The following is a 21,066-nucleotide window of genomic DNA, read 5'->3' on the forward strand; positions in this document are numbered from 1 at the left end:
TTATAAATGAACGAGGCGGTGGCGTGCGCCTGCGAGCGCCCGAAGGACGCGAAAGAGCACCGTTCGAGGGAGTCGATCGCCACAGGCGACCGACGAGGCTGGGGCTTTGGAGGTGTTCACCGAAGCGGCGTCGATCACCGATACACAGCCGCCAGCAACATTACTCGATCGTTTATAAATAACCGCTTCACCAATTCGCTATACCCGCTCCCGCAATCGATCGAGAAGCGGTCTTCGACAGTCGGCTGTGTCTGACGAAAAAACGGGGAGATTCGGGGCCGCAACCGCGGGATACGGCTACCGGAAGGTCGCCGACGCTTACTCGAGCGTGCCCTGCGTGACGAGGGTGTCGTCTTCCAGGTAGTGCTCGATGTGGTGGCCGTGTTCCTCGACGTCCATGAGGACCTCGCGGAGCTGCTCTTCGGTGTTGTAGTCGCCGAGGTTGTTGGCGAGCCGGATGTGCTCGCGGAGCTGCTCGGTGATGTCGCCGAAGATCTCCAGGTCGTTCTCCAGCGAGGTGCGGATGTCGTAGGCGTCGGCGTCCTCGGGGCTCACCGGCGCGTGCTCCTCGTAGTTCGCGCCGCCCGAGAGGGGCACGCCGCCGAGCGCCTGCGCGCGCTCGGCGATCACGTCGGCGCCCTCCTCGAGGTCGGCGGCCACCTCACCGAGGTAGAGGTGGATGTCGTGGAACTCGGCGCCCTCGACGAGCCAGTGGTGCTTTTTCACCTGGTGGTAGAGGACGTACGTCGCCGCGAGGTCGGAATTGAGCGCGTCGACGAGCTGCTCGGCCTTCTCTTCCGGGATACGAAGCGCTTCGCTCTCGTGAACGTCACCGTACCGTTGTCGGGCCTCTTTCTGCGTGCTCATGTCTACCTGAACGTACGCGCGCTGGACACTTAATGGTTTTTACTATAACAAGGCATGTTCTAAATATCGAAAATATTTTTTCTATGCTTACAACGCCGGTCGGCGTCGCCGCGTCGACTCCGCCCGCGAAGGGAAACGTCTTAATGGACTACGCGCGCAGTTCGTGGTGTATGAGCAACGGCGACGACGACCCGGCCGACGCCTCCGAGGGGGCCGACGCCGCGGACGACGCGGAGGAGGCGGGCGGCGCCGGCGAGTCGACGGACGCGGCCGCCGCGCCCACGCTTCCCGACGAAGCGACCGAGGAGTCCCTGAACGAGTACCTCGACGAGATCGCGGAGCGCCTCGACGACGCCGAGACCGAGGCGGATCTCGACGACGTCGAGGCGCTCCTCGACGACGCCGAATCGGGGCTCGACGAGGCCGATCTCCCCGAACCGGACGAGGACGACGAGGACGCCGACGACCCGCGCGGCGACCTCGAAGACCGGATCGCGGAGCTCCGCGACGGCGTCGAGGAGGCCCGCGGCCCCTACGCCGACGACGTTGTCGACGCGATCGAAGCGGCGGCCTCGACGCTCGAGGAGACCGAGTGGACCGCCGCCGGGCGCGACGACGCCGCCGACGCGGTGGTCGCGTTCGTCGACGCGGCCGCTGACGCCGTCGACGACGAGGTCGACGCGGCCGGGATCGATCCGGACACGGTCGATACGGACGCGACCGACGCGGAGGACCCCGACGGGGCCGCCGAGGAGACCGACGACGACCGGCTCGCAGACCTCGTCGCGGCGCTCGACGCCGTGGCCGAGGCGGTCGCGGACGCCGGCCTCGACCCCGACGACGACAGCGACACGATCGCGGCGCTCCTCGACGCGACCGACGAGCTCGAAGCGGGACTCGACGAGGCCGAGGAGTGGGACGACCTCGAGACCCACGAGCAGCTCCGCGCGCAGGGGTACTACGACGTGCTCGGCCACTACAAGGACTTCCCGGTCGAGTGGGCCGCGCTGAAGGAGCACGAGGCGCGCGGCAACGTCGACATGATCCTGCTCGCGCTCGACTCGCTGCAGTCCGACTTCATGGAGCGCCACTGCCTCGAGGCCCTCGAACGCATGGGGAAACGCGGGAAGACCGAGGCGTCGGTCGAAGAGCTGCTCGGCCGCGCCGAGAAGCGCGACCGACCGGCCATCCGTATCCTCGGCAAGATGGCCGCCGAGGAGGCGACCGAGACCCTCGTCGAGTACGTTCCGGAGGACTCGAACCCGCAGCTCCAGAAGACCGTGTTCAAGGCCCTCGGCGAGATCGGCGCCGCGGATGCGGTCCAGCCGCTCGCGAACCAGTTAGACCCCGAGGGCGACACCGAGGACCTCGTCCGGCCCCACGCCGCCCGCGCGCTCGGCCTCATCGGCGACACCCGCGCGATCGATCCCCTCGCCGACGCGCTCGCCGGGGACGACTCCGACGACGTCCGCGCCGCCGCCGGCTGGGCGCTCCGCCAGATCGGCACGCGCGAGGCGCTCGAAGCGGTCGCCGAGTACGGCGACGAGCACTCCTTCATCGTGTCCACCGAGGCCGAGAAGGCCGAGCGCGCGCTCGACGAGGCGGCACCGACCGCCTGAATCCTCGGCCCGACACCGGCCGTCCGAGCTCAGTCCGGCACCGGCCGTCCGAGCTCAGTCCGGCACCGGCCGTCCGAGCTCAGTCCGACACCGTCCGTCATTCGACCGATCGTTCTTATCTAATGCCGCGGGCAGACCCCCCGTGTCGCCTGATTCGCCCCGTCCCGCGAGCGAGTCGACCGCGAGCGTCGCCGCCGTCGCGCTCGCGCTGCTCCTCCTGACGGGCGCCGCGCCGATCGCGGCCGCGAATGACGGCGGAACGGGTGGGGCGCTCGCCGGGACCGATCCCGGAGGCGTCGTGGCACAGTCGAACGACGGGCCGGAGAACCGGACGCTCGTGGCGATGCAGCCGCGGATCGTCGAGCTCTTTCCGAACCCGACGGCGGCGGAGAATCGCGGCGAGTACCTCGTCGTCCGGCTCCCCGAGCGCGGGAACTGGTCGCTCTCGGACGGCTACCACGAGGCGGAGATCCCGGCGAACGCGAGCGGCGTCGTCGCGCTCTCGATGGACCCCGCGAACACGACGGCGCTGCTCGACGACGAAAACGCGATCGCTGGCAGCGGCGGCGTCGGGGAACCGGCGCTCCGCGCGCTCGACGGCTACTTCCCGCTCGCCGCGTCCGGCGACCGGATCGAGCTTCGCCGAAACGGGACGGCGGTCGCCGTGGTCGAGTACGACCGCGCGCCAGAGGGACACCGCTGGCGCGCGGACTGGGGCGAGTGGCGACCGCGGGGGTACGACTCGCGGCCCGCGACCGAAACGGAGAACGCGACCGTGAGACCGTTCGTGCTGCCGGACAGTCCGGGGATGCCGGTCGATCCGCTGCGCGCGGCCGACGATCGTCTGCTGCTCGCCGGCTACACGCTCGGGTCGGAGCGCGTCGCCGACCTGCTCGTCGCCGCCGCCGACCGCGGCGTCGACGTGCAGGTCCTCGTCGAGGGCTCGCCGGTCGGCGGTTTTTCCGCCCGGAGCGCGCGCCTACTCGACCGGATCGCGGCCGCCGGCGTCGAGGTCCGCGTGCTCGACGGCGACCCCGAGCGGTTCCGCTTCCACCACGCCAAGTACGCGGTGGCCGACGACCGCGCGGTGGTCCTCACGGAGAACTGGAAGCCGTCCGGGACGGGCGGGCGAACCAACCGCGGGTGGGGCGTCGTTACCGGGGGTCCCCGGTCTTCGGGCGGGGACGAGACAGCCGCGGACGAGACGGCCACGAACGAGACGGCCACGAACGAGACGGCCGCAGACGACCTCGCCACCCTCTTCCGGGAGGACGCCGCGGCCCCCGACGCCCGCTCGTGGTCGTCGTTCCGAAACGAGACCGAGTTCCACGCGTCGGGGGCGGCAAACGGGTCGTATCCGACGCGATTCGAGCCGCCGGCGGCGACGACGGCGGACGTCGAACTCCTGACGACCCCGGGCAACGCCGCCGATCGGCTGGTCGAGCGGATCGACGCCGCCGACGACCGCGTGTTGGGCGTGGTCCCGCAGACGGGCGGACCGGACAACCGGATCGTCCGCGCGCTCCGACGGGCCGCCGACCGCGGCGTCGACGTCCACCTCCTGGTGTCCGGCGCGTGGTACGACCGGGAGACGAACCGCGCGCTCGTCGACGAGCTCGACGACGAGCCGATCGAGGTGACTATCTCGGAGCCGCGCGGCCGATTCGGAAAAGTCCACGCGAAGGGACTCGTCGTCGACGACGACGCCGTGGTCGGGAGCCTCAACTGGAACGAGGGCGCGGCGACGGAGAACAGAGAGGTGTTACTCGCGGTCGAGGACGAAGCGGTCGCCGATTTCTACGCTCGGGCGTACGCGGCGGACTGGCGCGGCGGCGGGGTCCACCTGCCGATCGGGTTGCTCGGCGGGTTGGCGACCGCCGTCGCGGGTGCCGGCGCTGTCGCGCGACGGGAGGTGACGTTCGCGTAGCGACGGTTGGTGAATCGGTCGGCGAGACGGAGATTAGTCGTCGATCGCGGCGGTCGACGAGAGCGCCTCGTCGATCTCCGCCTCGGCCATCTTCTCGACGAGCGTCTCGATGACGGCGCTTCGGCGTCCCTTCACGAACTTGATCGAGCCGACGACGAGGTGGCCGCCGCCGGAGACGCCCGCCTCGGGGAGCTCCTCGTTCAGCTCGGTCACCATGTTCGGGATGTCGAGCCGAACGCCGTCGGACCGAAGCACGCAGAAGTCGGGACCGTAGCCGATGGTGATGACGGGGTCTCCCGTCTCCTTGACCCGAGTGTCGTGGAGCTCGCCCGTCGTCTTCCCGGGCGCGGGGTAGGTGAACCGGTGGGCGTACTCGTCGAGGTCGATGCGGTAGAGGTGCGCCCCGGAGGCGAGCCGCTCGTGTTCGACGTGGTCGTCGACGGCGTCGAGCTGGCGCTGCACGTCGCGGTCGGCCCGCTCGGAGAGGAACTCGACGAGCTCCTCGTGGCGCTCCTCGTCCTCGCAGCCGACGTTGAGCGCGTCGTTGACGAGGGTCTTCCCCTCGGAGTAGCGCAGCCAGTGGGCGGCGTAGTCGAGCGCCTCGCCGATGTCGAACAGGTCCGACTTGTCGTAGCCGGCCTCCTCGGCGAGCGCGACGTAGTCGTCCATCGCCTCTGCCTTCGAGCGGTCGGAGAGCCCGGCGACGGCCGGGACGTGCTCCAGCTCCTCGGTGATCGACGGGTCGATCAGTCGGGCGAGCTCGACGCACATCATCCCCGTCGTGACCCGGTAGTCCTCGCCGTGGAGATAGGGGTTGACGTGGGCGTCGAGCAGCGGTTCGACGGCCTCGGGGTCCGGGTGGTGGTGGTCGACGGCCGCGATGGGGATGTCGTAGTGCGCGAGGTTCTCGTAGGCGGGCACGTCCTCCTCGGTCGACCCGTTGTCGAGCATCAGGAGGAAGGGGAGCTTCTGGCCGTGGCGGGCGCGTCCCTCCAAGGCGAAGTTCAGGTCGCGGGTCACGTCCTCCATCTCGTAGTACGGCGCCTTGCTCGGGAGCCGCTTGAACAGGTGGCGGGCCGCGTCCGGGTCCTCGTGTACGTCACGGACGAAGTTCTCCAGGGCGAGCTGAACCGGGATCGCCGCGCACATCCCGTCGCCGTCCGCGTGGTGACGGACGCGGATCGGGCGGCCGGCGAGCACGGTGCGCCGGAGCAGCCGCGCCAGCTCGCGGAGGTCGTCGTGGATCGGCTCGAACGCCTCCCACTCGACGAGGGGGTCGACGTCGGCGGGCGCGGCGCGCTCGTCGAGGGCCGCCTCGAAGCGCTCGCGGGCCTCGGTCGCCCGCTCTTCGGGGAGCCGCTTCAGCGAGTCGACCTCCAGCTGGAGGGCGTTCTCGCGGGTCTCGATCGTCCCGCTGACGTGGACCATGTCGCCGACCGCGACCTCGGGGTACGCCCGGACGCCGGCCTCCTCGAAGGCGGCACACGAGACGACGCCGGAGGCGTCCGCGACGGCGAATATCGTCGGGCCGCCCGTCTGTTTCGCCTGCACGACCTCTCCCTCGACGGTGACCTCGTCGCCGGGCGAAAGCCCGCGGACGCGGGAGACCGTCGGCTCGTGGGCGACGGTCTCGGTCCGGTAGTCGTCGAGGTCCTCGTCGTCGAACGCCACGTCGCCGTTCCCTTTCACCTCGGTCAGCCGGACGACGAGCCGGTCGCCGACGGCGTAGGTGCCGTCGAGGTTCGACTCGTGGACGAGCCCGCTCACGGCGTCCGAGACGTCGACGAAAATTCCGTAATCGACGACGCCGTTGACCTCGGCGTGGTACAGCGCGTCGACCTCGGCGTCCTCGAGGGTGCAGTCCGGTGCCAGATCGTAGACGGTCGGCCGGTCGTCGGCCGCCCCCTCCGCCGCGTCGGCGTCGGGTTCGAGGCTCGAATCGCCCCGCGTGCCGGAATCCCCGGCGGTGTTCTCGCTCATGGACGCTCATCGGGAACGGCCGGTGTTAAGCCTGTTCTCTCGCGTCTCCGCAGTCGTCGCGGATGCGCGGCCGACGCACCGCGGTAGCGTCCGGGGTCGTCCGCTCCGCGGTCCGGAATCCATATGGGGCGACGGCGCCTTCCCTCGCGTATGCGACTGTTCCGCTCGGACGAACTCCTCGGGATCGCTCGGGAGACCATGGAGTTCGTCCTCGAGGCGAGCGAGGAGAGCCACCCCAACGAGTACATGGGGTTCCTCCGCGCGGACGACGCCCGGAAGCTCGACCTCGACCGAGACGGACAGGTGATCACCGACGTGCTCGTCATCCCGGGCACGGAGTCGAACCCGACGAGCGCCAGCGTCCGCACCCACATGAAGCCGAACGACATGCGCGCGGTCGGCTCGGTTCACTCCCACCCGAACGGCGTGCTCCGGCCGAGCGACGCCGACCTCGCGACGTTCGGACAGGGGCAAGTCCACATCATCGTCGGCGCTCCGTACGGGTGGGGCGACTGGAAGGCGTTCGACAACGAGGGGAACCAGACGACCCTCGACGTGCTCGACGTGGAGGTCCCCGACGAGCACTTCTTCGACTTCACGCAGGAGGACATCGACCGCGAGATCGGCGAGGAGCGACGCGAGGGCGGCGGCTTCCTCTCGTGGTTCCGATGACTCGGGTCGTCGCGCAGGGGACCTTCGACCTGCTTCACCCGGGCCACGTTCACTACCTGGAAGACGCGGCGACGCGCGGCGACGAGCTCCACGCCATCGTCGCCCGCCGCACCAACGTCACGCACAAGCCGGCGCCGGTCCTCTGTGCCGAGCAGCGCCGCGACATGGTCGCCGCGCTCGCCGCGGTCGACGAGGCGCACCTCGGTCACCCCGAGGACGTGTTCGTTCCCATCGAGCGCCTCGATCCCGACGTGATCGTGTTGGGGTTCGACCAGCACCACGACGAGGCCGACATCGCCGACGCGCTCGCGGAGCGCGGCATCGACTGCCGGGTCGAGCGCGCGTCAGGACGCGATCCCCGGTACGAGGACGAGCTCCTCTCCAGCGGGGATATCGTCGATCGGGTCCTGAAGCGGCGCGGAGCCGGCTGCGACGGCGACCGCGACGACCGCGGCCACCGCGACGAGGCGGGAGAGCGACCGCAGTAGCAGCGACGGCCGCGATCGATGCGGCGAAGCGCGGAACCTATATGGATCGGTTCCTAAAATCGTACAAGTGACGATACCAGACCGATTCCCCGCGGTTCTCGCGGCGGCGGCGATGGGCGTGTACCTGCTCATCGTCGTCGGCGCCACCACCTCGCTCACGGAGGCGACCGCGGCCTGCACGGGCTGGCCCGCCTGCGGCAACGGGGCCGCGCTCCCCGTCGAGACCGCCGGGTGGGTGGCGCTCGGCCACCGCCTGCTCGCGGTCGTCGTGGGGGCCCTCGTGGCGCTGTCCGCCGCGCTCGCGTGGCGAGACGGGACGAGCCGCCGGATCCGAGCGGCGCTCACCGCCGCCCTGCTCGTGTACCCGGTGCAGGCCGGCGTGGGCGCGCTCGTCGCCGTCGGCGGGCTCCCGGCCGCGCTGGGATCCCTTCACCTCCTCCTCGGCGTGGCAATCTTCGCGGCCGTGCTCGCCGGACTCGCGTGGTGGCTGGAGGCCGAGACCGGCGACCCGGACGACGCCCCGGTCGATTTCCAGCCCGGGACCGACGACCTCCCGCCGGTCGAGGAGGCGCCGGATCCGGACGTGCCGACTGCGACGGTTCCCCGGTTGAAGGCGACCGCCGCGGCGTACTTCCGGCTGATGAAGCCGCGGCTGATGTGGCTGCTCTGTCTGGTCGCCGCCGCCGCGATGGCGCTGGCCGGCGGCCCCGGGTTCACGCCGTACGCGGTCGCCGCGACGCTCGTCGGCGGCGCGCTCTCGATCGGCGCCTCCGGGACGTTCAACCACGTGCTCGAACGCGACGTTGACAAGCGGATGCAGCGCACGAACGACCGCCCGCTGGCGACCGACCTCGTGCCGGTCCCGAACGCGCTCGCGTTCGGCGGGCTCCTGACGTTCGTCTCCGTCGGCCTGTTCTGGACGGTCAATCTCCTGACGGCGGCGCTCGGCCTCGTCGCGATCGTGTTCTACAGCGTCGTGTACACCCTCATCCTGAAGCCGAACACAGTGCAGAACACCGTTATCGGCGGGGCCGCCGGCGCGCTCCCGGCCCTCATCGGTTGGGCCGCCGTGACCGGTGAGGTCGGCGGCGGCGGGCTGTTGCTCGCGCTGGTCATCTTCCTGTGGACGCCCGCGCACTTCTACAACCTCGCGCTGGCCTACAAGGACGACTACGAGCGCGGCGGCTTCCCGATGATGCCCGTGGTCCGCGGAGAGACGACGACGCGCCGGCACATCGTCTGGTACCTCGGCGCGACGCTCGTCGCCGCGGTCGCGCTCGCGGCGGTCGCCGAGCCGCTCGGCGCGCTCTACGCCGCCGTGGGCGTCGCCGTCGGCGCCCTGTTCCTCTGGATGGTCGTCCGGCTTCACTACGAGCAGACCGAGGCCGCGGCGTTCCGCGCGTTCCACGCGTCGAACGCCTACCTCGGCCTCCTGCTGTTCGCCGTCGTGTTCGACGCGCTCGTGGTCTGATCGCGGCGCGACCGTCATCGAGTGCCGTCGATTTCTCGGGCGTGATACCCGATCGTGTGCCGTTTATATAGCTCCGCGAGAAAGCCGTGGTAATCGAATGGACGTATCGCCGAGAGCGGCCACTCGATCGCTGTGGCCCGTCTGGACTCTCGGCGTCGTGCTCACCGTCTCGCTCGTCGCGGAACTCGCGACCGTCTCGCTCGGGACGGTTCCCGTTCCCAGCGGCTACTGGGTGGGATATCTCTCGTCGGTCCTCGTCGTGTTCGGGTTCGGGTACGTCGTCCGCTGGATCCCCGCGTCCGAACTCTCGGCCGCGCGGTATCCCCGGCTCAACCAGTGGTGTTTCGCTGGCGGGAGCGTATTCCTGCTCATCAACGTCGGATTCATGGCGACGCTACCGACGGAGTCGACGTTTCAAGTGTTCGGCTGGGCCCGCTGGGCGGTCGGGTTCGGCGGCGGGATCGGACTGCTCATCGGGCTGTTCGAGGCGAGAGCGATCGAACGCGAGGTCACGGCGGAGCGGAGTCGCGTCCGACAGGCCGAGCTCCGCCGCGAGCGGGACCGGCTCGAGGAGTTCGCGAGCGTCGTGTCGCACGACCTCCGGAACCCGCTCAGCGTCGTCCGCGGTCGCGCCGACCTCGCCGCGCGGGCGCACCCGGACGACGAACACTTGGCCGAGATCGAGCCCGCGCTCGATCGCATGGACGAGATCATCGAGGAGACGCTCACGCTCGCCCGCGAGGGAAAGAGCGTCGACGAGGTCGAGGACGTCGACCTCGCCGAGTGTGCGCGCGAGTGCTGGTCGCGCGTGGACACGGCGGACGCGACGCTCCGCGTGGACCGCTCGGTCACGGTTCGAGCCGACCGCGACCGGCTGTCGCACGTCTTCGAGAACCTCTTCCGGAACAGCGTGGAACACGGCGGCCGAGACGTGACCGTCCGCGTGGGCGCGCTCGACGGCGAAGACGGCTTCTACGTCGAGGACGACGGCGCCGGAATCCCGGAGTCGGATGTCGATCGGGTGCGTGAGACCGGGTTCACGTCGTCGCCCGACGGGACGGGGTTCGGACTCGCGATCGCGGACCGGATCGCCGAGGCACACGGGTGGAAGCTGCGGGTCGAGGATGGAGACGAGGGGGGCGCGCGGTTCGTGATTCGCGGCATCGATCGGTGAGGATAGGGACCGGCAAACGGAGGGGAGCGGGCGGAGGACCGGCGAGGGGAGGAGTCAACGACGGCGCGCAGCGGTGCGTTTTTAAGTTCGTTCGGTGCGAACACGAGGCCGTATGACCCGCATCGAAGTCGAGTACTGCGTCCCGTGTGGCATGTTGAATCGCGCGCAAGACGTCTCGGAGGCGGTCCTCAAGCAGTTCGGCGAGGAGATCGACGAAGTCGCGTTAGTGACCGGCGACGACGGCGTGTTCGTCGTGCGCGCCGACGGCGAGGTCGTCTTCGACAAGACGGAAGACGAGTACGACGTGGACGCCATCGTCCGCGCGGTCAAGCCGTACGTCGGCGCGGCGGCGTGACTTCTCCCTCGACTGAACTCGTGGGCTTTCCCCTCGAATCGCTGTAACGGGGCGACGCCCTCGCAGTCGCCTCCTTCCGCTACTTGCCTTTATAAACGGCTCGCGCGGAGTTCGACACCACGAGAAGGCTGCTCGTCGCCATCGCGACCGCGGCAAAGAGCGGGTTGAGGACACCCGAGACGGCCATCGGGATCGCGACCGCGTTGTAGACGAACGCCCACCCGAGGTTCTGCTTGAGCCGGCGGTTCGTCCCGCGGGTGACCGCGAACAGCTCCGGGATCGCCGAGAGGCGGTCCTCCAGCAGGACGGCGTCGGCGGCGTCGGCGGCCAGGTCGGTCCCGCTCGCGACGGAGATCCCGATGTCGGCCGCCGCGAGCGCCGGCGCGTCGTTGCTCCCGTCGCCGACCATGGCGACGCGCTCGGTCGCGGTCAGCCGCCGGACCGTCTCGGCCTTCGCCTCCGGCGGGACCTCCGCGAACGTCTCGTCGATGGCCGGGTGCTCCTCGAACTGCCGGGCCGCGGCCGGCGAGTCGCCGGTGAGCACGACGACCCGGCGCCCGTCCGCCGCCAGCTCGTCGACGACCGACTCCCAGCCGTCCCGCACCTCGTCGCCGACGACGAGCACGCCCCTGACGGCTCCTCCCCAGCCCACGTACGCGGGGACGAGACCCGCCTCGCGGGCATCCGTACCGGCCGCGTCGAGCCGCTCGGGAACGCTCCACGCGTCCCCCCCGAACAGCGAGCGGTGCCCGACGACGACCTCGTCGCCGTCGATCCGCCCGGAGACCCCCCTGTCCGTGACCGTCACGTCCGCGGCGGCGGGGGACGGCTCGGTCGGGGTCGCCGCGTCGCCGTCGGTCGTGGTACCGTCGTCGGGTGACGGTCCCTCGTCGACCACCGCGCCGCCGTCGGTCGCCGAAGCCGGGCGGGCGGCGGGGGCGTCGCGGTCCGGCGCATCACCGTACACCCCGTCCACGATCGCCTCGGCGATCGGGTGGACCGAGGCGCGCTCCAGCGCCGCGGCCCGCGTCCGGACGGTCTCCGGGTCAGACCCGTCCGTCTCGGTGTCGAGCAGCCGCATCTCTCCGTCGGTGAGGGTACCGGTCTTGTCGAGCACGACCGTGTCGACGTCGGCGGCCTCCTCGAAGACGGCGTCCGAGACGATCACGATCCCCCGCCGGGCCGCGTCCCGGATCCCGGCCGCGACCGCGAGGGGAGTCGCGAGCCCGAGCGCGCAGGGGCACGAGACGATGAGCACCGTGAGCCCGACCAGCGCCGCCTCGACGGGCGCGGCGCCGAGCGCGAGCGTCGCGCCGGCCGCGAGGACCGCGACGGCGACGACGAGGGGGACGAACACCGTCGCCAGCTTGTCGACGAGCCGCTGGATCCCCGACCGCGAGCTCTGGATCTCCCACAGCATCCGCACGAGCGTGTCGAGGGTGCTCTCGGCGTCCTCGCCCACCGCGACGACCACCGGTGCGTCGGTGACGACGGTGCCGCCGCGGACCGCGTCGCCCTCCCGTTTCGTCGCCGGGAGCGACTCGCCGGTGACCAGGGCCTCGTCGACCGCGGCGCTCCCCTCGACGACGGTCCCGTCGAACGGGACGCGCTCGCCGGGGCGCACGAGCAGGCGGTCCCCCGGGTCGACCGCGTCGGCCGCGACCGTCTCGCCGGCCTCGGTCCGGACCTCCCGGTCCGCCGCGGTCGTCAGCTCCGACAGCGCGCCGGTCGCGCGGCGTTTTATCAGCGACTCGTAGTGGTTCCCGGCGGTGACTACCAGGATGACGGCGATCGTCACGTCGAAGTAGAGGTCGGTCCGACCGAGAAACATCGCGAGGGTGCTGTACGCGTACGAGCTCACCGCCGCGAGCGACACCAACAGATCCATGTTCGGCTGTCGCGCGCGGAGGCTCACGTAGGCGCCTCGCAGGATCGGGTATCCCGTGTAAAACAGGACGATGGAGGCGAACACCCAGATCTGCGTGAACAGGTACAGCCCCGAGACCCCGCCCAGATCGAGGAAGGGGTCGTAGCCGAAGTAGGTGGGGTAGAGGAAGACGACGTACCACAGCATCGCCATCATCCCGAAGAAGCCGCCGCCGATCAGGAACCGGACGACGGCGTCGTCGCTCTCCGAGTCCGGGTCGGCCCGGTTGCTCGCCGAGTACCCGGCGACCGAGAGGCGCTCGGGGAGCTCGTCTGCGCCGACGGCGTCCGGATCGTAGTCGACCCGGATCGTGTCGGTGGCGTAGCTCGCCTCCGCGGCCGCGACCCCGGGCTGTTCGCCCGCGGTCATCTCCAGGAACGACTCGCAGGTCGCGCAGTGCATCCCGTCGACGTGGAGGAACGCCGTCTCGCCGTCGAACTCGTCGTCCGGCTCCGCGTCCGGGCGGCGTTCCTCGACCTCGTCGAGGCCGTCGAGCCCCTCGGCGTCGCCGAGCGACCGCGCGACCGCGAGACAGCCCCGACAGCAGAACTCGCCGTCGACGTCCGGGGCCGTGTGGGGGTCGTCCCCGGTCGGCAGGTCACAGAGTGTACAGGGTGGCATGTGGATTCGCGTCCGGGGGTTCGCGGGGACGGTCCGCGTCTCGAGTCCCCGAGTCTCGATCGGGGGAGTTCCGTCGGCGCGGCGTCAGTTCGAGCGACTACGCGTGTTCGTGGTCCGGCGCGTCGTCGTCGCCGCCGATCCCCGGCAGGCTTCCGCCGGTCGCGATCCGGAGACTCGCCCAGATGAGCAGCACGTTCACTAGCGTGATCGCAACGAAGACCTCCGCTCGGTCCGCGATGAACACCGCCGCGGGGACGAGTCCGCCGAGCACTAAGAGCACGGCCTGTTGAAGCGAGAAGTTCATGCCGTAACAAACGGCCCGCTGGGCATATATAACACCCGTGTTTTCAGGGTTCGAGAACGGGTAGACATTATATGGTTGTTTATCAATAATGCGCTCTATGGGCCGGAACGAGACCGCACACGCGCCCGCGGACGACGTGAGCGGTGACACAGAAGAGTTCGATCCGATCGGCACTCTCACGCTCATCGGGATCTACTTCGTGATCCTGGTGCTCGCGTGGGTGTACATCTACTACATCGAGTTCCTCGGCCGTGATCTCGTCGTCGTGGGGTGATCACGACATGCATATACACGCCTACGAGAAGCTCTGGCTTGCGGCGTCGGTGCTGTTAATACTGCTCCTCCTCGGATCGGTCACGTACGGCGCCGTCGGTCCCGGCGTGGCGATGGTGAGCGACAGCGAGCCGGCGATCGACGCCGGCGGGCTCGACGAGGACGAGCGGTTCTCGGAGCCCCGCGTCGAACAGGTCGGCGAAAATGAGTACGAGGCGTACGTCGTCGCCTTCCAGTTCGGGTTCCAACCCGACCCGATCGTGGTTCCGGAAGACAGCACGGTGACGTTCTACGTGACCTCGCGGGACGTGATCCACGGGTTCGAAGTCGCCGGGACGAACGCCAACACGATGGTCGTTCCCGGCGAGGTCGCGGAGATCACCGTGGAGACCGACGGCGCGGCCGAGTACGGGATCGTCTGTAACGAGTACTGCGGCGCCGGCCATCACGGGATGGAGGGCAAACTGGAAGTCGTGAGCCAGTCCGAGTTCGACGACCGGACGAGCGGGGGTGACGGCGAATGAGCGAGGCGATCGAGGGCGACCGAACCTTCGCCGACAAGTTCCCGGAGGAGGCGCGGATCGTCCGCGCCGCGCTGCTCGGGTCGTTCCTCGCGCTCACGCTCGGCGCGATCTTCGGGATCATCCAGACGCTCCACCGGACCGGGATCTTCCGGGGGCTCATCGACTCCACCGACTACTACACGTCGCTCACCGCACACGGCGTGTTCCTCGCGCTCAGCTTCACGACGTTCTTCCTCGTCGGGTTGTTCACGTGGGCCGTCGTGCGGAGCCTCGACCGACCGCTCCTCAACACCAAGATCACCTGGACGTGGTACGGACTCATGGCCGCCGGGATGACGATGACCGGTATCTCGATCCTCGCCGGCTTCACCGACGCGATCGACATGAGCGCCGACGTGCTCTTCACCTTCTACGCCCCGCTGCAGGCGCACCCCATGTTCTACGCGGGGCTCGCCGTGTTCATCGTCGGGTCGTGGATCGCCGGGGCCGACTGGTTCCGCACGTGGCTCGCGTGGAAGCGCGAGCACCCCGACGAGCGGATCCCCCTGCAGACGTTCATGGTGCTGACGACGATGGCGATGTGGTACATCGCGTCGTCCGCCGTGGCGGCCTCGGTGCTGATATTCTTACTGCCGTGGTCGCTCGGGCTGATCGACCAGGTGAACCCGACGCTGACCCGGACGCTGTTCTGGTTCTTCGGCCACCCGGTGGTGTACTTCTGGCTGATGCCGGCGTACCTGCTCTGGTACACCGTGCTCCCGAAGATCGCCGGCGGGCGGCTGTTCAGCGACCCGCTCGCTCGGGTCGTGTTCGTGCTGTTCCTCCTGTTGTCGACCCCGGTCGGGATCCACCACCAGTACCTCGATCCGGGGATCGCGGAGGGGTTCAAGTTCATCTCGATGACGAACACGATGTTCCTGCTGTTGCCGAGCCTGCTCACCGCGTTCACGGTGGTCGCGAGCGTGGAGTACGGCGCCCGCCGGCGCGGCGGGAGCGGCCTCCTCGGCTGGCTCACCGACCTCCCGTGGCGGGACCCGGCGTTCACGGGGATGATGCTCGCCGGGCTGATGTTCGCCGCCGGTGGATTCTCCGGGATGGTGAACGCCGGGATGAACATCAACTACATGATCCACAACACGATCTGGGTCCCGGGCCACTTCCACCTCACCGTGGGGACCGCCGTCGCGCTCACGTTCATGGCGGCGACCTACTGGATCTGGCCGCAGATCACCAACAAGCCGATCTACAGCCGAGCGATCGGGCTGTTCCAGGTCGTGCTCTGGTTCATCGGCATGGCGCTGATGTCGAACGCGATGCACGCGCAGGGGATCATGGGCGTCCCGCGACGGACCGCCGAGCCGGAGTACTCCGGGTTCGACTACCCGACGATGTTCGGCGGGTTCGAGGAGCTCAACGTCCAGATCGCGATCGGCGGGACGCTGCTTTTCGTCTCGACGGTCCTGTTCATCGGGAACCTCGTCCTCACGATGGGGAACCCGAAAGTCTCCGGGCTCGCCGAGACGCTGCCGCCGGCCCTGTCCGGTCCCGACGACTCGCCGAAGGTGCTCGACAACCTCCGTCTGTGGGTCGGCATCGCGCTCACGCTCGTCGTGCTCGCGTACGCGCTCCCGCTGGCGGCGATCATCAACCGTGGCGGACTGCTGGGGCCGGGCGTCGGCACGTATCCGGTGTGGCTCTCGCCCGCGCTCGACGCACTCGCGAACGCGGCGGCCTCGGTGCTCGGCGCTGTCGGCGACGCGTCCGCCTCGCTCGTCGAGGTGGTCCGATGACCGTGGACGTGAGCCGCGGCGGACTCCTCGTCACCCTCGCGATCTTCGGCGTGATCGTCTACGAGCTCCGGACGGTGCTCGACTTCGTCGGCGTCGAGCTGCCGCTGATCCCGTACATGGCCGCCGTCTTCATTCTCGCCGGCGTCACGATCTGGTTCGTCACGCTGAAGGGCGGCTGGCGGACCGATCCCGAGGGCGACGAGCCGGCGTAGCGCCGCCGACCGGTCTCGGTCCGGCGGCCGACCGTCTCCGCCCCGTCGACGACGGCGCCACCGATCGCGACAGTTATGTTAAAGTAGTACAATCTTGATCCATGAGCGGAACGCGCGTCGCGGTCCGGTGTGGCGACTGTTCGTTCGCGGCGACGTACGACCGGCTCCGCGACGCTCGGACTGCGGTGGACGACCACGAGTCGACGACCGGCCACGGCGTCGACTGGGACATCGAGTCCCTCGACGCGGGCGTCTCGCGGGCGGGCGCCGACGCCGGCGTCTGCGGTCGCCCCGAGTGCGCGAACGAGGACTCTCCCCTCGTCGACCACGCACCGTCGGAGCCGGAGTCGTAGGCGGAGCCGCGACCGGAGCCGCCGCCACCGGCGACGGCCGAGAACGCGGGCGGACCCGTGAGCCGGCACGGGTATAAATATTTTCGACTAGCATCCCAATATAGTGGGATAATCATACAATATTAATGCCGTAGGGAGCGAACGATCGGTCGTACCCATGTCCGATATCGACATCGAACCCACTGACACGGTCGACGCCCGCGGAGCCGCCTGCCCCGGACCGCTGATGGACCTCATCGGCCGTGTTCGGTCCGCGAGCCCTGGCGACGTGATCGTGCTTTTAAGCGACAACGACCAGTCGCTGACCGACGTCTCCGAGTGGGTCGACGAGACCGACAACGAGCTGCTGGCGATCGACGAGTCGGGCGACGACTACGGCTTCTACGTGGAGGTCCCGTGAGATGGCCGACCGAATCGCGATCCTCGGCGGCGGCACGGGCGGCACGGTGCTCGCGAACACCCTCGCGGAGCGGCTCGCCCCGGAGATCGACGCCGGCGACGTCGAGGTGACGCTGATCAACGACGACCCGGACCACGTGTACAAGCCGGTGTGGCTGTACGTCCCGTTCGGACAGCGCGAGCCCGCCGACGGACGCAGACCCCTCCGCGACCTCGTCGACGGTCGGATCGACCTCGCGATCGACCGGGTGACCGAGATCGACACGGACGCCAAGGAGCTCGCGCTGCGCGAGGGCGACGACCCGCTCGGCTACGACCACCTCGTCGTCGCGACGGGCTCGACGCTCGCCGCCGACGAGATCCCGGGGCTCGCGGAGGCGGGCCACGACTACTACTCGGAGTCCGGCGCGCTGGAACTGCGGGAGGAGCTCCTCTCGATGACGGAGGGACACCTCGTGGTGAGCGTCGTCGGGACACCGCACATGTGTCCGGCGGCGCCGCTGGAGTTCGCGTTCATGGCGGACGACTGGTTCCGCGAGCGCGGGCTCCGCGACGACATCGAGATCACGTACACGTACCCGATCAACCGCGTCCACGGGAACCCCCACATCGGCGAGTGGGCGGAGCCGATGATGGCGGACCGAGATATCAACACGGAGACGTTCTTCAACGCCGAGTCGGTCGACCCGGACGCGGAGACGATCACCTCCATGGAGGGGACGGAGCTCGATTACGACCTGTTGGCCGCGATCCCGCCGCACCGCGGCGTCGACGTCGTCGAGGCGGCCGACCTCGGCGACCGCGGGTGGGTCGACGTCGACAAGCACACCTTAGAGGCCGAGCGCGCCGACGACGTGTACGCGCTCGGCGACGCCGCGACCACCGGGGTCCCGAAGGCCGGCAGCGTCGCCCACTACCAGGCGGGCGTCGTGGCGCAGCGGCTCGAAAGCGAGGTCCGCGGGCGGCCCGCGACCGCGACGTACGACGGGAAGACGCTCTGTTTCATCGAGACCGGGACGGACGCCGCCTCGTTCGTCGAATTCGACTACGAGAACCCGCCGTCGCCCGCGCCGCCCTCCGAGAAGCTCCACTGGTCGAAGCTGGCGTACAACGAGGCCTACTGGCTCACCGCACGGGGGTTGCTCTGAGATGACGGGTGACGAATCCGAGAACGGAGGCGAGACCCTCGACCGCGACGACCTCGAATCGATCGTCGCCGAGAACCCCGAGGCGGTCGCGGCGTTCGTCGACCGGCTCGACGCGGTCAACGAGCTCCTCGACGTGGTCGCTCTCGGCGAAGGCGCGCTCACCGACGAGATGGTCGTCGAACTGGCGGGCACCGCCTCGACGCTCGCGGAGTCGGCGGACGGCCTCGCGACCGACGAGACCGTGGCGCTCGCCGAGACCGTGGGCGGCAACGGCGCGGAACTCCAGGAGGCGATGGAGACGCTGATCACGCTCCAGCGGAGCGGCACGCTGGACGAGCTCGCGGAGGTCGCGGAAGTGGGGTCGCTCGCGACCGCGGCGCTCGATGACGAGATGGTCCGCTCGCTGGCCGGAACGGGCGCCGCGCTCGGCGAGGTGGCGGACACCGCCGCGGACGACGACGCCCGCGACGGACTGAAGACGCTGTTAGCGGGGGTCGGCACCGCCCAGCGGAGCGATCCGGAACCGGTCGGCGCCCTCGGACTCGCGCGCGCTGTCCGCGACCCGGAGATCCGGTACGGCCTCGGCTACGTGCTCGCGATCTCGAAGGCGATCGGACGAGAGCGCGCGGAAAGCGCCGACGACGCGTGAGATCGGCGCCGTCCGTGTCGGCCGTCCCCCGCGGTCGGGCGCGACGGTCGAACCACCCGACTTTTTGATCGTCCGGAGCGTCGGCGGCGCCATGGCGACATCCGACGATCGGCTCACCTTCGGCGTGCTCGGGACGGCGGGGATCGCGCGGAAAGCGGTCGTACCGGCGATCGCGGCGAGCGACCACGCGCTCGGCGCGGTCGCGTCTCGCGACGGCGGGCGCGCGGAGCGGTTCGCCGAGGAGCACGCGATCCCGCGGAGCTACGCCTCCTACGAGGCGCTGCTCGAAGACGACGGGATCGACGCGGTGTACGTTCCACTCCCGAACGGGCTCCACGCCGAGTGGACGAAGCGGGCGGCCGACGCGGGGCTCGACGTGCTCTGTGAAAAGCCGCTCGCGGTCGACGCCGCGGAGGCGCGCGAAGTGACCGACCACTGCGAGGACCGCGGCGTCACCCTGATGGAGGGGTTCATGTACCGGTACCACCCGCGCACGGAGCGCGCTCTCGAACTGGCCGAGCGGGAGTTAGCCGACGTCCGCACGGTGACCGCGACGTTCCGGTTCCCGCTGTACGACCGGCCGAACGACGTACGGCTGGATCCCGACCTCGCGGGCGGGTCGCTGATGGACGTGGGATGTTACCCCGTCTCGCTCGTCAGAGCGGTGCTCGGGGCGCCCGACCGGGCGTACGCGCACACGCACGACACCCGCGACGCCGGCGTCGACACGGAGCTTGCGGGCGTGCTGGAGTACGAGGACGGTCGGTCGGCGCGCGTCGCCTCCGGCTTCGACACGCAGTTGGTCCAGCAGTATCGGATCGACGCGACCAACGGCTGGATCGCGGTCGAGCGAGCGTTCGACGCGCCCGCCGACGAGCCCGTGGAGCTGACCTACGAGATCGACGGCCGGCGCGGCGTCGAGACGTTCGACCCCGTCGATCAGTACCGACTGCAGGTGGAGCACTTCGCCGAGCGCGTCGCGGACGGCGCCAACCCGTTGACCGACGGGAAAGAGGCCGTCGCGAACATGCGGGTCATCGACGCGCTGTTCGAGAGCGCCGCCGGAACCGAATCGGTACCGATCGAGTGAGCGATCGGAGTTCGGTCCGAAGAGGCCGGTCGATGGGGACGGCTTCCCGACCGATAGCGGGAGCGGGTATTGCAGATCGGTGGTGGCGATCCAGAATTTAAAAGCACACGAGCGACAGCGACGATAGTTTATAAATGAACGTGGCGGTGGCGCGCCCCGGTGAGCGGCCCGGAAGGCCGCGAACCGACGGCGCGAGGGAGTCGCGAGCAGAGAGGGACCTCCGGTCCCTCATGAAGCCGGCGCGCAGCGCCGGCGACGAAGCGAGCGACGAGGTTGGGGAGGCGTGAGGCTGTGCGGTCAGGGTGGGACTCAAAGGGGCAGCCGGCGAGGCGGGCACAGGCGACGCAAGCACTGGAAGGAGCGAGCCTGCGAGCGACTGAAGCGCGCAGCGAGCGTGCGCCCGCCTCGCCGGCTGGGGCTTTGGACGTGTTCACCGTAGAGTCGTCGGTCGTTTATAAACAGCCGACAGCAACACCACTCGATCGCTTATAAACAACCACGCCCCCAACGTGCTATACCTACTCCCGCTATCGCTCGCCGTTGCGTCCGTACCGATCGCTACAGGGACGAGTCTCTCGGCGGTTGAGCGTTTCAACGGAGCGATCGACGACGAGAAACGGGTGGAAATCCGTCGTCAGACCAGCAGCTGGATGTCGGCGTCGACCATGTCTTGGAACGCCGAGGCGGCGCCGACGCCGGTCGTGACGCCGTCGTAGAAGTCGTCCTCGTCGTAGCCGAGCAGGTCGATCGTCATCTGACACGCCTGCAGTTCGACGCCGCTGGCGATCGACGTCTCGATGAGTTCCTCCACCGACGCCACGTCGTTGTCCTCGATCTTGGTGCGCATCATGCGCGTGGTCATCCGGTCCATCCCGGGGAGCGCGGCGATCGCGTTCGGAACGGGCATGTTCGGGTTCCCCACGGAGCTGAGCTGGAGGTTCTTCGAGTTCTCCTCGTGGAGGATCTCGAGCCCCCAGAACGTGTGGAAGACGGTGACGTCGTAGCCGAAGGCGGCCGCCGTGCTCGCGAGGATCAGCGGCGGGTACGCCATGTCGAGCGTCCCCTTCGTGGCGATGATCACCATTTTCTGGGAGCCGCCGTCGTCGACCTCGGTCCGGAGGTCCGACACCTCGGTCTCGAGCGCGTCGATACGGGCCTGCAAGTCGGCGACCGCTTCGGGATCGAGGTCGTCGTCGGGCGACGCCGGTGTGTCCGCGCTCATC

Annotated in this window: 21 protein-coding genes; 16 read left to right on the forward strand and 5 right to left on the reverse strand. The window is 69.5% G+C overall.

Features of this window, described 5'->3' with window-relative positions:
* Positions 1-318 precede the first annotated feature (318 nt).
* Positions 319-867, reverse strand: a complete 549-nt coding sequence (gene dpsA, locus C469_RS14250) for a DNA starvation/stationary phase protection protein DpsA (protein ID WP_008007816.1) — start codon at positions 865-867, stop codon at positions 319-321.
* A gap of 170 nt (positions 868-1,037) precedes the next feature.
* Here dpsA and C469_RS14255 point away from each other — a divergent pair, with 170 nt between their 5' ends.
* A complete protein-coding gene (locus C469_RS14255) occupies positions 1,038-2,486 on the forward strand; it encodes a HEAT repeat domain-containing protein (protein WP_049911464.1) in 1,449 nt (482 codons plus the stop codon).
* 142 nt (positions 2,487-2,628) lie between these two features.
* The gene (locus tag C469_RS14260) at positions 2,629-4,413 is read left to right on the forward strand and encodes a phospholipase D-like domain-containing protein (RefSeq protein ID WP_008007819.1); all 1,785 of its coding nucleotides are present in this window, start codon (positions 2,629-2,631) and stop codon (positions 4,411-4,413) included.
* Between the two features lie 33 nt (positions 4,414-4,446).
* On the opposite strand, the gene C469_RS14265 is transcribed toward C469_RS14260, so the two are convergent.
* Entirely contained in the window at positions 4,447-6,393 is a 1,947-nt protein-coding gene (locus tag C469_RS14265; RefSeq protein ID WP_008007821.1) for a DHH family phosphoesterase, read from the reverse strand.
* A gap of 150 nt (positions 6,394-6,543) precedes the next feature.
* Between C469_RS14265 and C469_RS14270 the strand changes: the two genes are divergently transcribed.
* The 5 genes from C469_RS14270 to C469_RS14290 all read left to right on the forward strand — a co-directional run bounded on the left by C469_RS14270 (position 6,544) and on the right by C469_RS14290 (position 10,553).
* Positions 6,544-7,065 carry a Mov34/MPN/PAD-1 family protein gene (locus C469_RS14270; RefSeq protein WP_008007822.1) on the forward strand — a complete coding sequence of 174 codons (522 nt, stop codon included), beginning with the start codon at positions 6,544-6,546 and terminating at the stop codon, positions 7,063-7,065.
* The gene (locus C469_RS14275; protein ID WP_008007824.1) at positions 7,062-7,553 is read left to right on the forward strand and encodes an adenylyltransferase/cytidyltransferase family protein; all 492 of its coding nucleotides are present in this window, start codon (positions 7,062-7,064) and stop codon (positions 7,551-7,553) included. The genes C469_RS14270 and C469_RS14275 overlap by 4 nt, the downstream gene beginning before the upstream one ends.
* A gap of 67 nt (positions 7,554-7,620) precedes the next feature.
* Positions 7,621-9,024 (forward strand): heme o synthase, encoded by a 1,404-nt coding sequence (locus C469_RS14280; protein ID WP_008007826.1) that lies wholly within the window; start codon positions 7,621-7,623, stop codon positions 9,022-9,024.
* Positions 9,025-9,121: 97 nt separating this feature from the next.
* Positions 9,122-10,198 carry a sensor histidine kinase gene (locus C469_RS14285; RefSeq protein WP_008007828.1) on the forward strand — a complete coding sequence of 359 codons (1,077 nt, stop codon included), beginning with the start codon at positions 9,122-9,124 and terminating at the stop codon, positions 10,196-10,198.
* Positions 10,199-10,310: 112 nt separating this feature from the next.
* On the forward strand, positions 10,311-10,553 hold the full coding sequence (locus C469_RS14290; RefSeq protein ID WP_008007829.1) for a SelT/SelW/SelH family protein: 243 nt from the start codon (positions 10,311-10,313) through the stop codon (positions 10,551-10,553).
* Between the two features lie 79 nt (positions 10,554-10,632).
* Here C469_RS14290 and C469_RS14295 read toward each other — a convergent pair whose 3' ends face one another.
* The gene (locus tag C469_RS14295; RefSeq protein WP_008007831.1) at positions 10,633-13,101 is read right to left on the reverse strand and encodes a heavy metal translocating P-type ATPase; all 2,469 of its coding nucleotides are present in this window, start codon (positions 13,099-13,101) and stop codon (positions 10,633-10,635) included.
* 97 nt (positions 13,102-13,198) lie between these two features.
* Positions 13,199-13,405, reverse strand: coding sequence for a hypothetical protein (locus C469_RS14300; protein WP_008007833.1), 207 nt, complete (start codon positions 13,403-13,405; stop codon positions 13,199-13,201).
* Positions 13,406-13,502: 97 nt separating this feature from the next.
* Here C469_RS14300 and C469_RS17295 point away from each other — a divergent pair, with 97 nt between their 5' ends.
* From C469_RS17295 to C469_RS14340, 9 genes are all read left to right on the forward strand, one after another.
* Positions 13,503-13,679, forward strand: coding sequence for a hypothetical protein (locus C469_RS17295; RefSeq protein ID WP_008007836.1), 177 nt, complete (start codon positions 13,503-13,505; stop codon positions 13,677-13,679).
* A 7-nt stretch (positions 13,680-13,686) separates the two neighbouring features.
* Complete coding sequence (locus tag C469_RS14305; RefSeq protein WP_008007838.1) at positions 13,687-14,202, forward strand: cytochrome c oxidase subunit II; 516 nt, start codon at positions 13,687-13,689, stop codon at positions 14,200-14,202.
* Positions 14,199-15,992 carry a b(o/a)3-type cytochrome-c oxidase subunit 1 gene (locus tag C469_RS14310; RefSeq protein ID WP_008007840.1) on the forward strand — a complete coding sequence of 598 codons (1,794 nt, stop codon included), beginning with the start codon at positions 14,199-14,201 and terminating at the stop codon, positions 15,990-15,992. The genes C469_RS14305 and C469_RS14310 overlap by 4 nt, the downstream gene beginning before the upstream one ends.
* On the forward strand, positions 15,989-16,204 hold the full coding sequence (locus C469_RS14315) for a hypothetical protein (RefSeq protein ID WP_008007843.1): 216 nt from the start codon (positions 15,989-15,991) through the stop codon (positions 16,202-16,204). The genes C469_RS14310 and C469_RS14315 overlap by 4 nt, the downstream gene beginning before the upstream one ends.
* Positions 16,205-16,305: 101 nt before the next feature.
* Positions 16,306-16,557, forward strand: a complete 252-nt coding sequence (locus C469_RS14320) for a DUF7542 family protein (RefSeq protein ID WP_008007845.1) — start codon at positions 16,306-16,308, stop codon at positions 16,555-16,557.
* A 157-nt stretch (positions 16,558-16,714) separates the two neighbouring features.
* On the forward strand, positions 16,715-16,957 hold the full coding sequence (locus C469_RS14325) for a sulfurtransferase TusA family protein (protein WP_008007848.1): 243 nt from the start codon (positions 16,715-16,717) through the stop codon (positions 16,955-16,957).
* A 1-nt stretch (position 16,958) separates the two neighbouring features.
* On the forward strand, positions 16,959-18,104 hold the full coding sequence (locus tag C469_RS14330) for an NAD(P)/FAD-dependent oxidoreductase (RefSeq protein ID WP_008007850.1): 1,146 nt from the start codon (positions 16,959-16,961) through the stop codon (positions 18,102-18,104).
* Position 18,105: 1 nt separating this feature from the next.
* A complete protein-coding gene (locus C469_RS14335) occupies positions 18,106-18,753 on the forward strand; it encodes a DUF1641 domain-containing protein (protein ID WP_008007852.1) in 648 nt (215 codons plus the stop codon).
* A 91-nt stretch (positions 18,754-18,844) separates the two neighbouring features.
* On the forward strand, positions 18,845-19,843 hold the full coding sequence (locus tag C469_RS14340; RefSeq protein WP_049911465.1) for a Gfo/Idh/MocA family protein: 999 nt from the start codon (positions 18,845-18,847) through the stop codon (positions 19,841-19,843).
* 634 nt (positions 19,844-20,477) lie between these two features.
* Here C469_RS14340 and C469_RS14345 read toward each other — a convergent pair.
* A complete protein-coding gene (locus C469_RS14345; RefSeq protein WP_008007856.1) occupies positions 20,478-21,065 on the reverse strand; it encodes a DsrE/DsrF/DrsH-like family protein in 588 nt (195 codons plus the stop codon).
* Position 21,066: the final 1 nt, after the last annotated feature.

Origin of the sequence: Halorubrum lipolyticum DSM 21995, from assembly GCF_000337375.1 — an archaeon.
Taxonomy (GTDB): Archaea; Halobacteriota; Halobacteria; order Halobacteriales; family Haloferacaceae; genus Halorubrum; species Halorubrum lipolyticum.

Coding starts and splice junctions, on each gene's coding strand:
- dpsA (WP_008007816.1), bottom strand. CDS start 867: ATGAGCACGCAGAAAGAGGCCCGACAACGGTACGGTGACGTTCACGAG.
- C469_RS14255 (WP_049911464.1), top strand. CDS start 1,038: ATGAGCAACGGCGACGACGACCCGGCCGACGCCTCCGAGGGGGCCGAC.
- C469_RS14265 (WP_008007821.1), bottom strand. CDS start 6,393: ATGAGCGAGAACACCGCCGGGGATTCCGGCACGCGGGGCGATTCGAGC.
- C469_RS14270 (WP_008007822.1), top strand. CDS start 6,544: ATGCGACTGTTCCGCTCGGACGAACTCCTCGGGATCGCTCGGGAGACC.
- C469_RS14275 (WP_008007824.1), top strand. CDS start 7,062: ATGACTCGGGTCGTCGCGCAGGGGACCTTCGACCTGCTTCACCCGGGC.
- C469_RS14285 (WP_008007828.1), top strand. CDS start 9,122: ATGGACGTATCGCCGAGAGCGGCCACTCGATCGCTGTGGCCCGTCTGG.
- C469_RS14290 (WP_008007829.1), top strand. CDS start 10,311: ATGACCCGCATCGAAGTCGAGTACTGCGTCCCGTGTGGCATGTTGAAT.
- C469_RS14295 (WP_008007831.1), bottom strand. CDS start 13,101: ATGCCACCCTGTACACTCTGTGACCTGCCGACCGGGGACGACCCCCAC.
- C469_RS14300 (WP_008007833.1), bottom strand. CDS start 13,405: ATGAACTTCTCGCTTCAACAGGCCGTGCTCTTAGTGCTCGGCGGACTC.
- C469_RS17295 (WP_008007836.1), top strand. CDS start 13,503: ATGGGCCGGAACGAGACCGCACACGCGCCCGCGGACGACGTGAGCGGT.
- C469_RS14305 (WP_008007838.1), top strand. CDS start 13,687: ATGCATATACACGCCTACGAGAAGCTCTGGCTTGCGGCGTCGGTGCTG.
- C469_RS14310 (WP_008007840.1), top strand. CDS start 14,199: ATGAGCGAGGCGATCGAGGGCGACCGAACCTTCGCCGACAAGTTCCCG.
- C469_RS14315 (WP_008007843.1), top strand. CDS start 15,989: ATGACCGTGGACGTGAGCCGCGGCGGACTCCTCGTCACCCTCGCGATC.
- C469_RS14320 (WP_008007845.1), top strand. CDS start 16,306: ATGAGCGGAACGCGCGTCGCGGTCCGGTGTGGCGACTGTTCGTTCGCG.
- C469_RS14325 (WP_008007848.1), top strand. CDS start 16,715: ATGTCCGATATCGACATCGAACCCACTGACACGGTCGACGCCCGCGGA.
- C469_RS14330 (WP_008007850.1), top strand. CDS start 16,959: ATGGCCGACCGAATCGCGATCCTCGGCGGCGGCACGGGCGGCACGGTG.
- C469_RS14335 (WP_008007852.1), top strand. CDS start 18,106: ATGACGGGTGACGAATCCGAGAACGGAGGCGAGACCCTCGACCGCGAC.
- C469_RS14340 (WP_049911465.1), top strand. CDS start 18,845: ATGGCGACATCCGACGATCGGCTCACCTTCGGCGTGCTCGGGACGGCG.
- C469_RS14345 (WP_008007856.1), bottom strand. CDS start 21,065: ATGAGCGCGGACACACCGGCGTCGCCCGACGACGACCTCGATCCCGAA.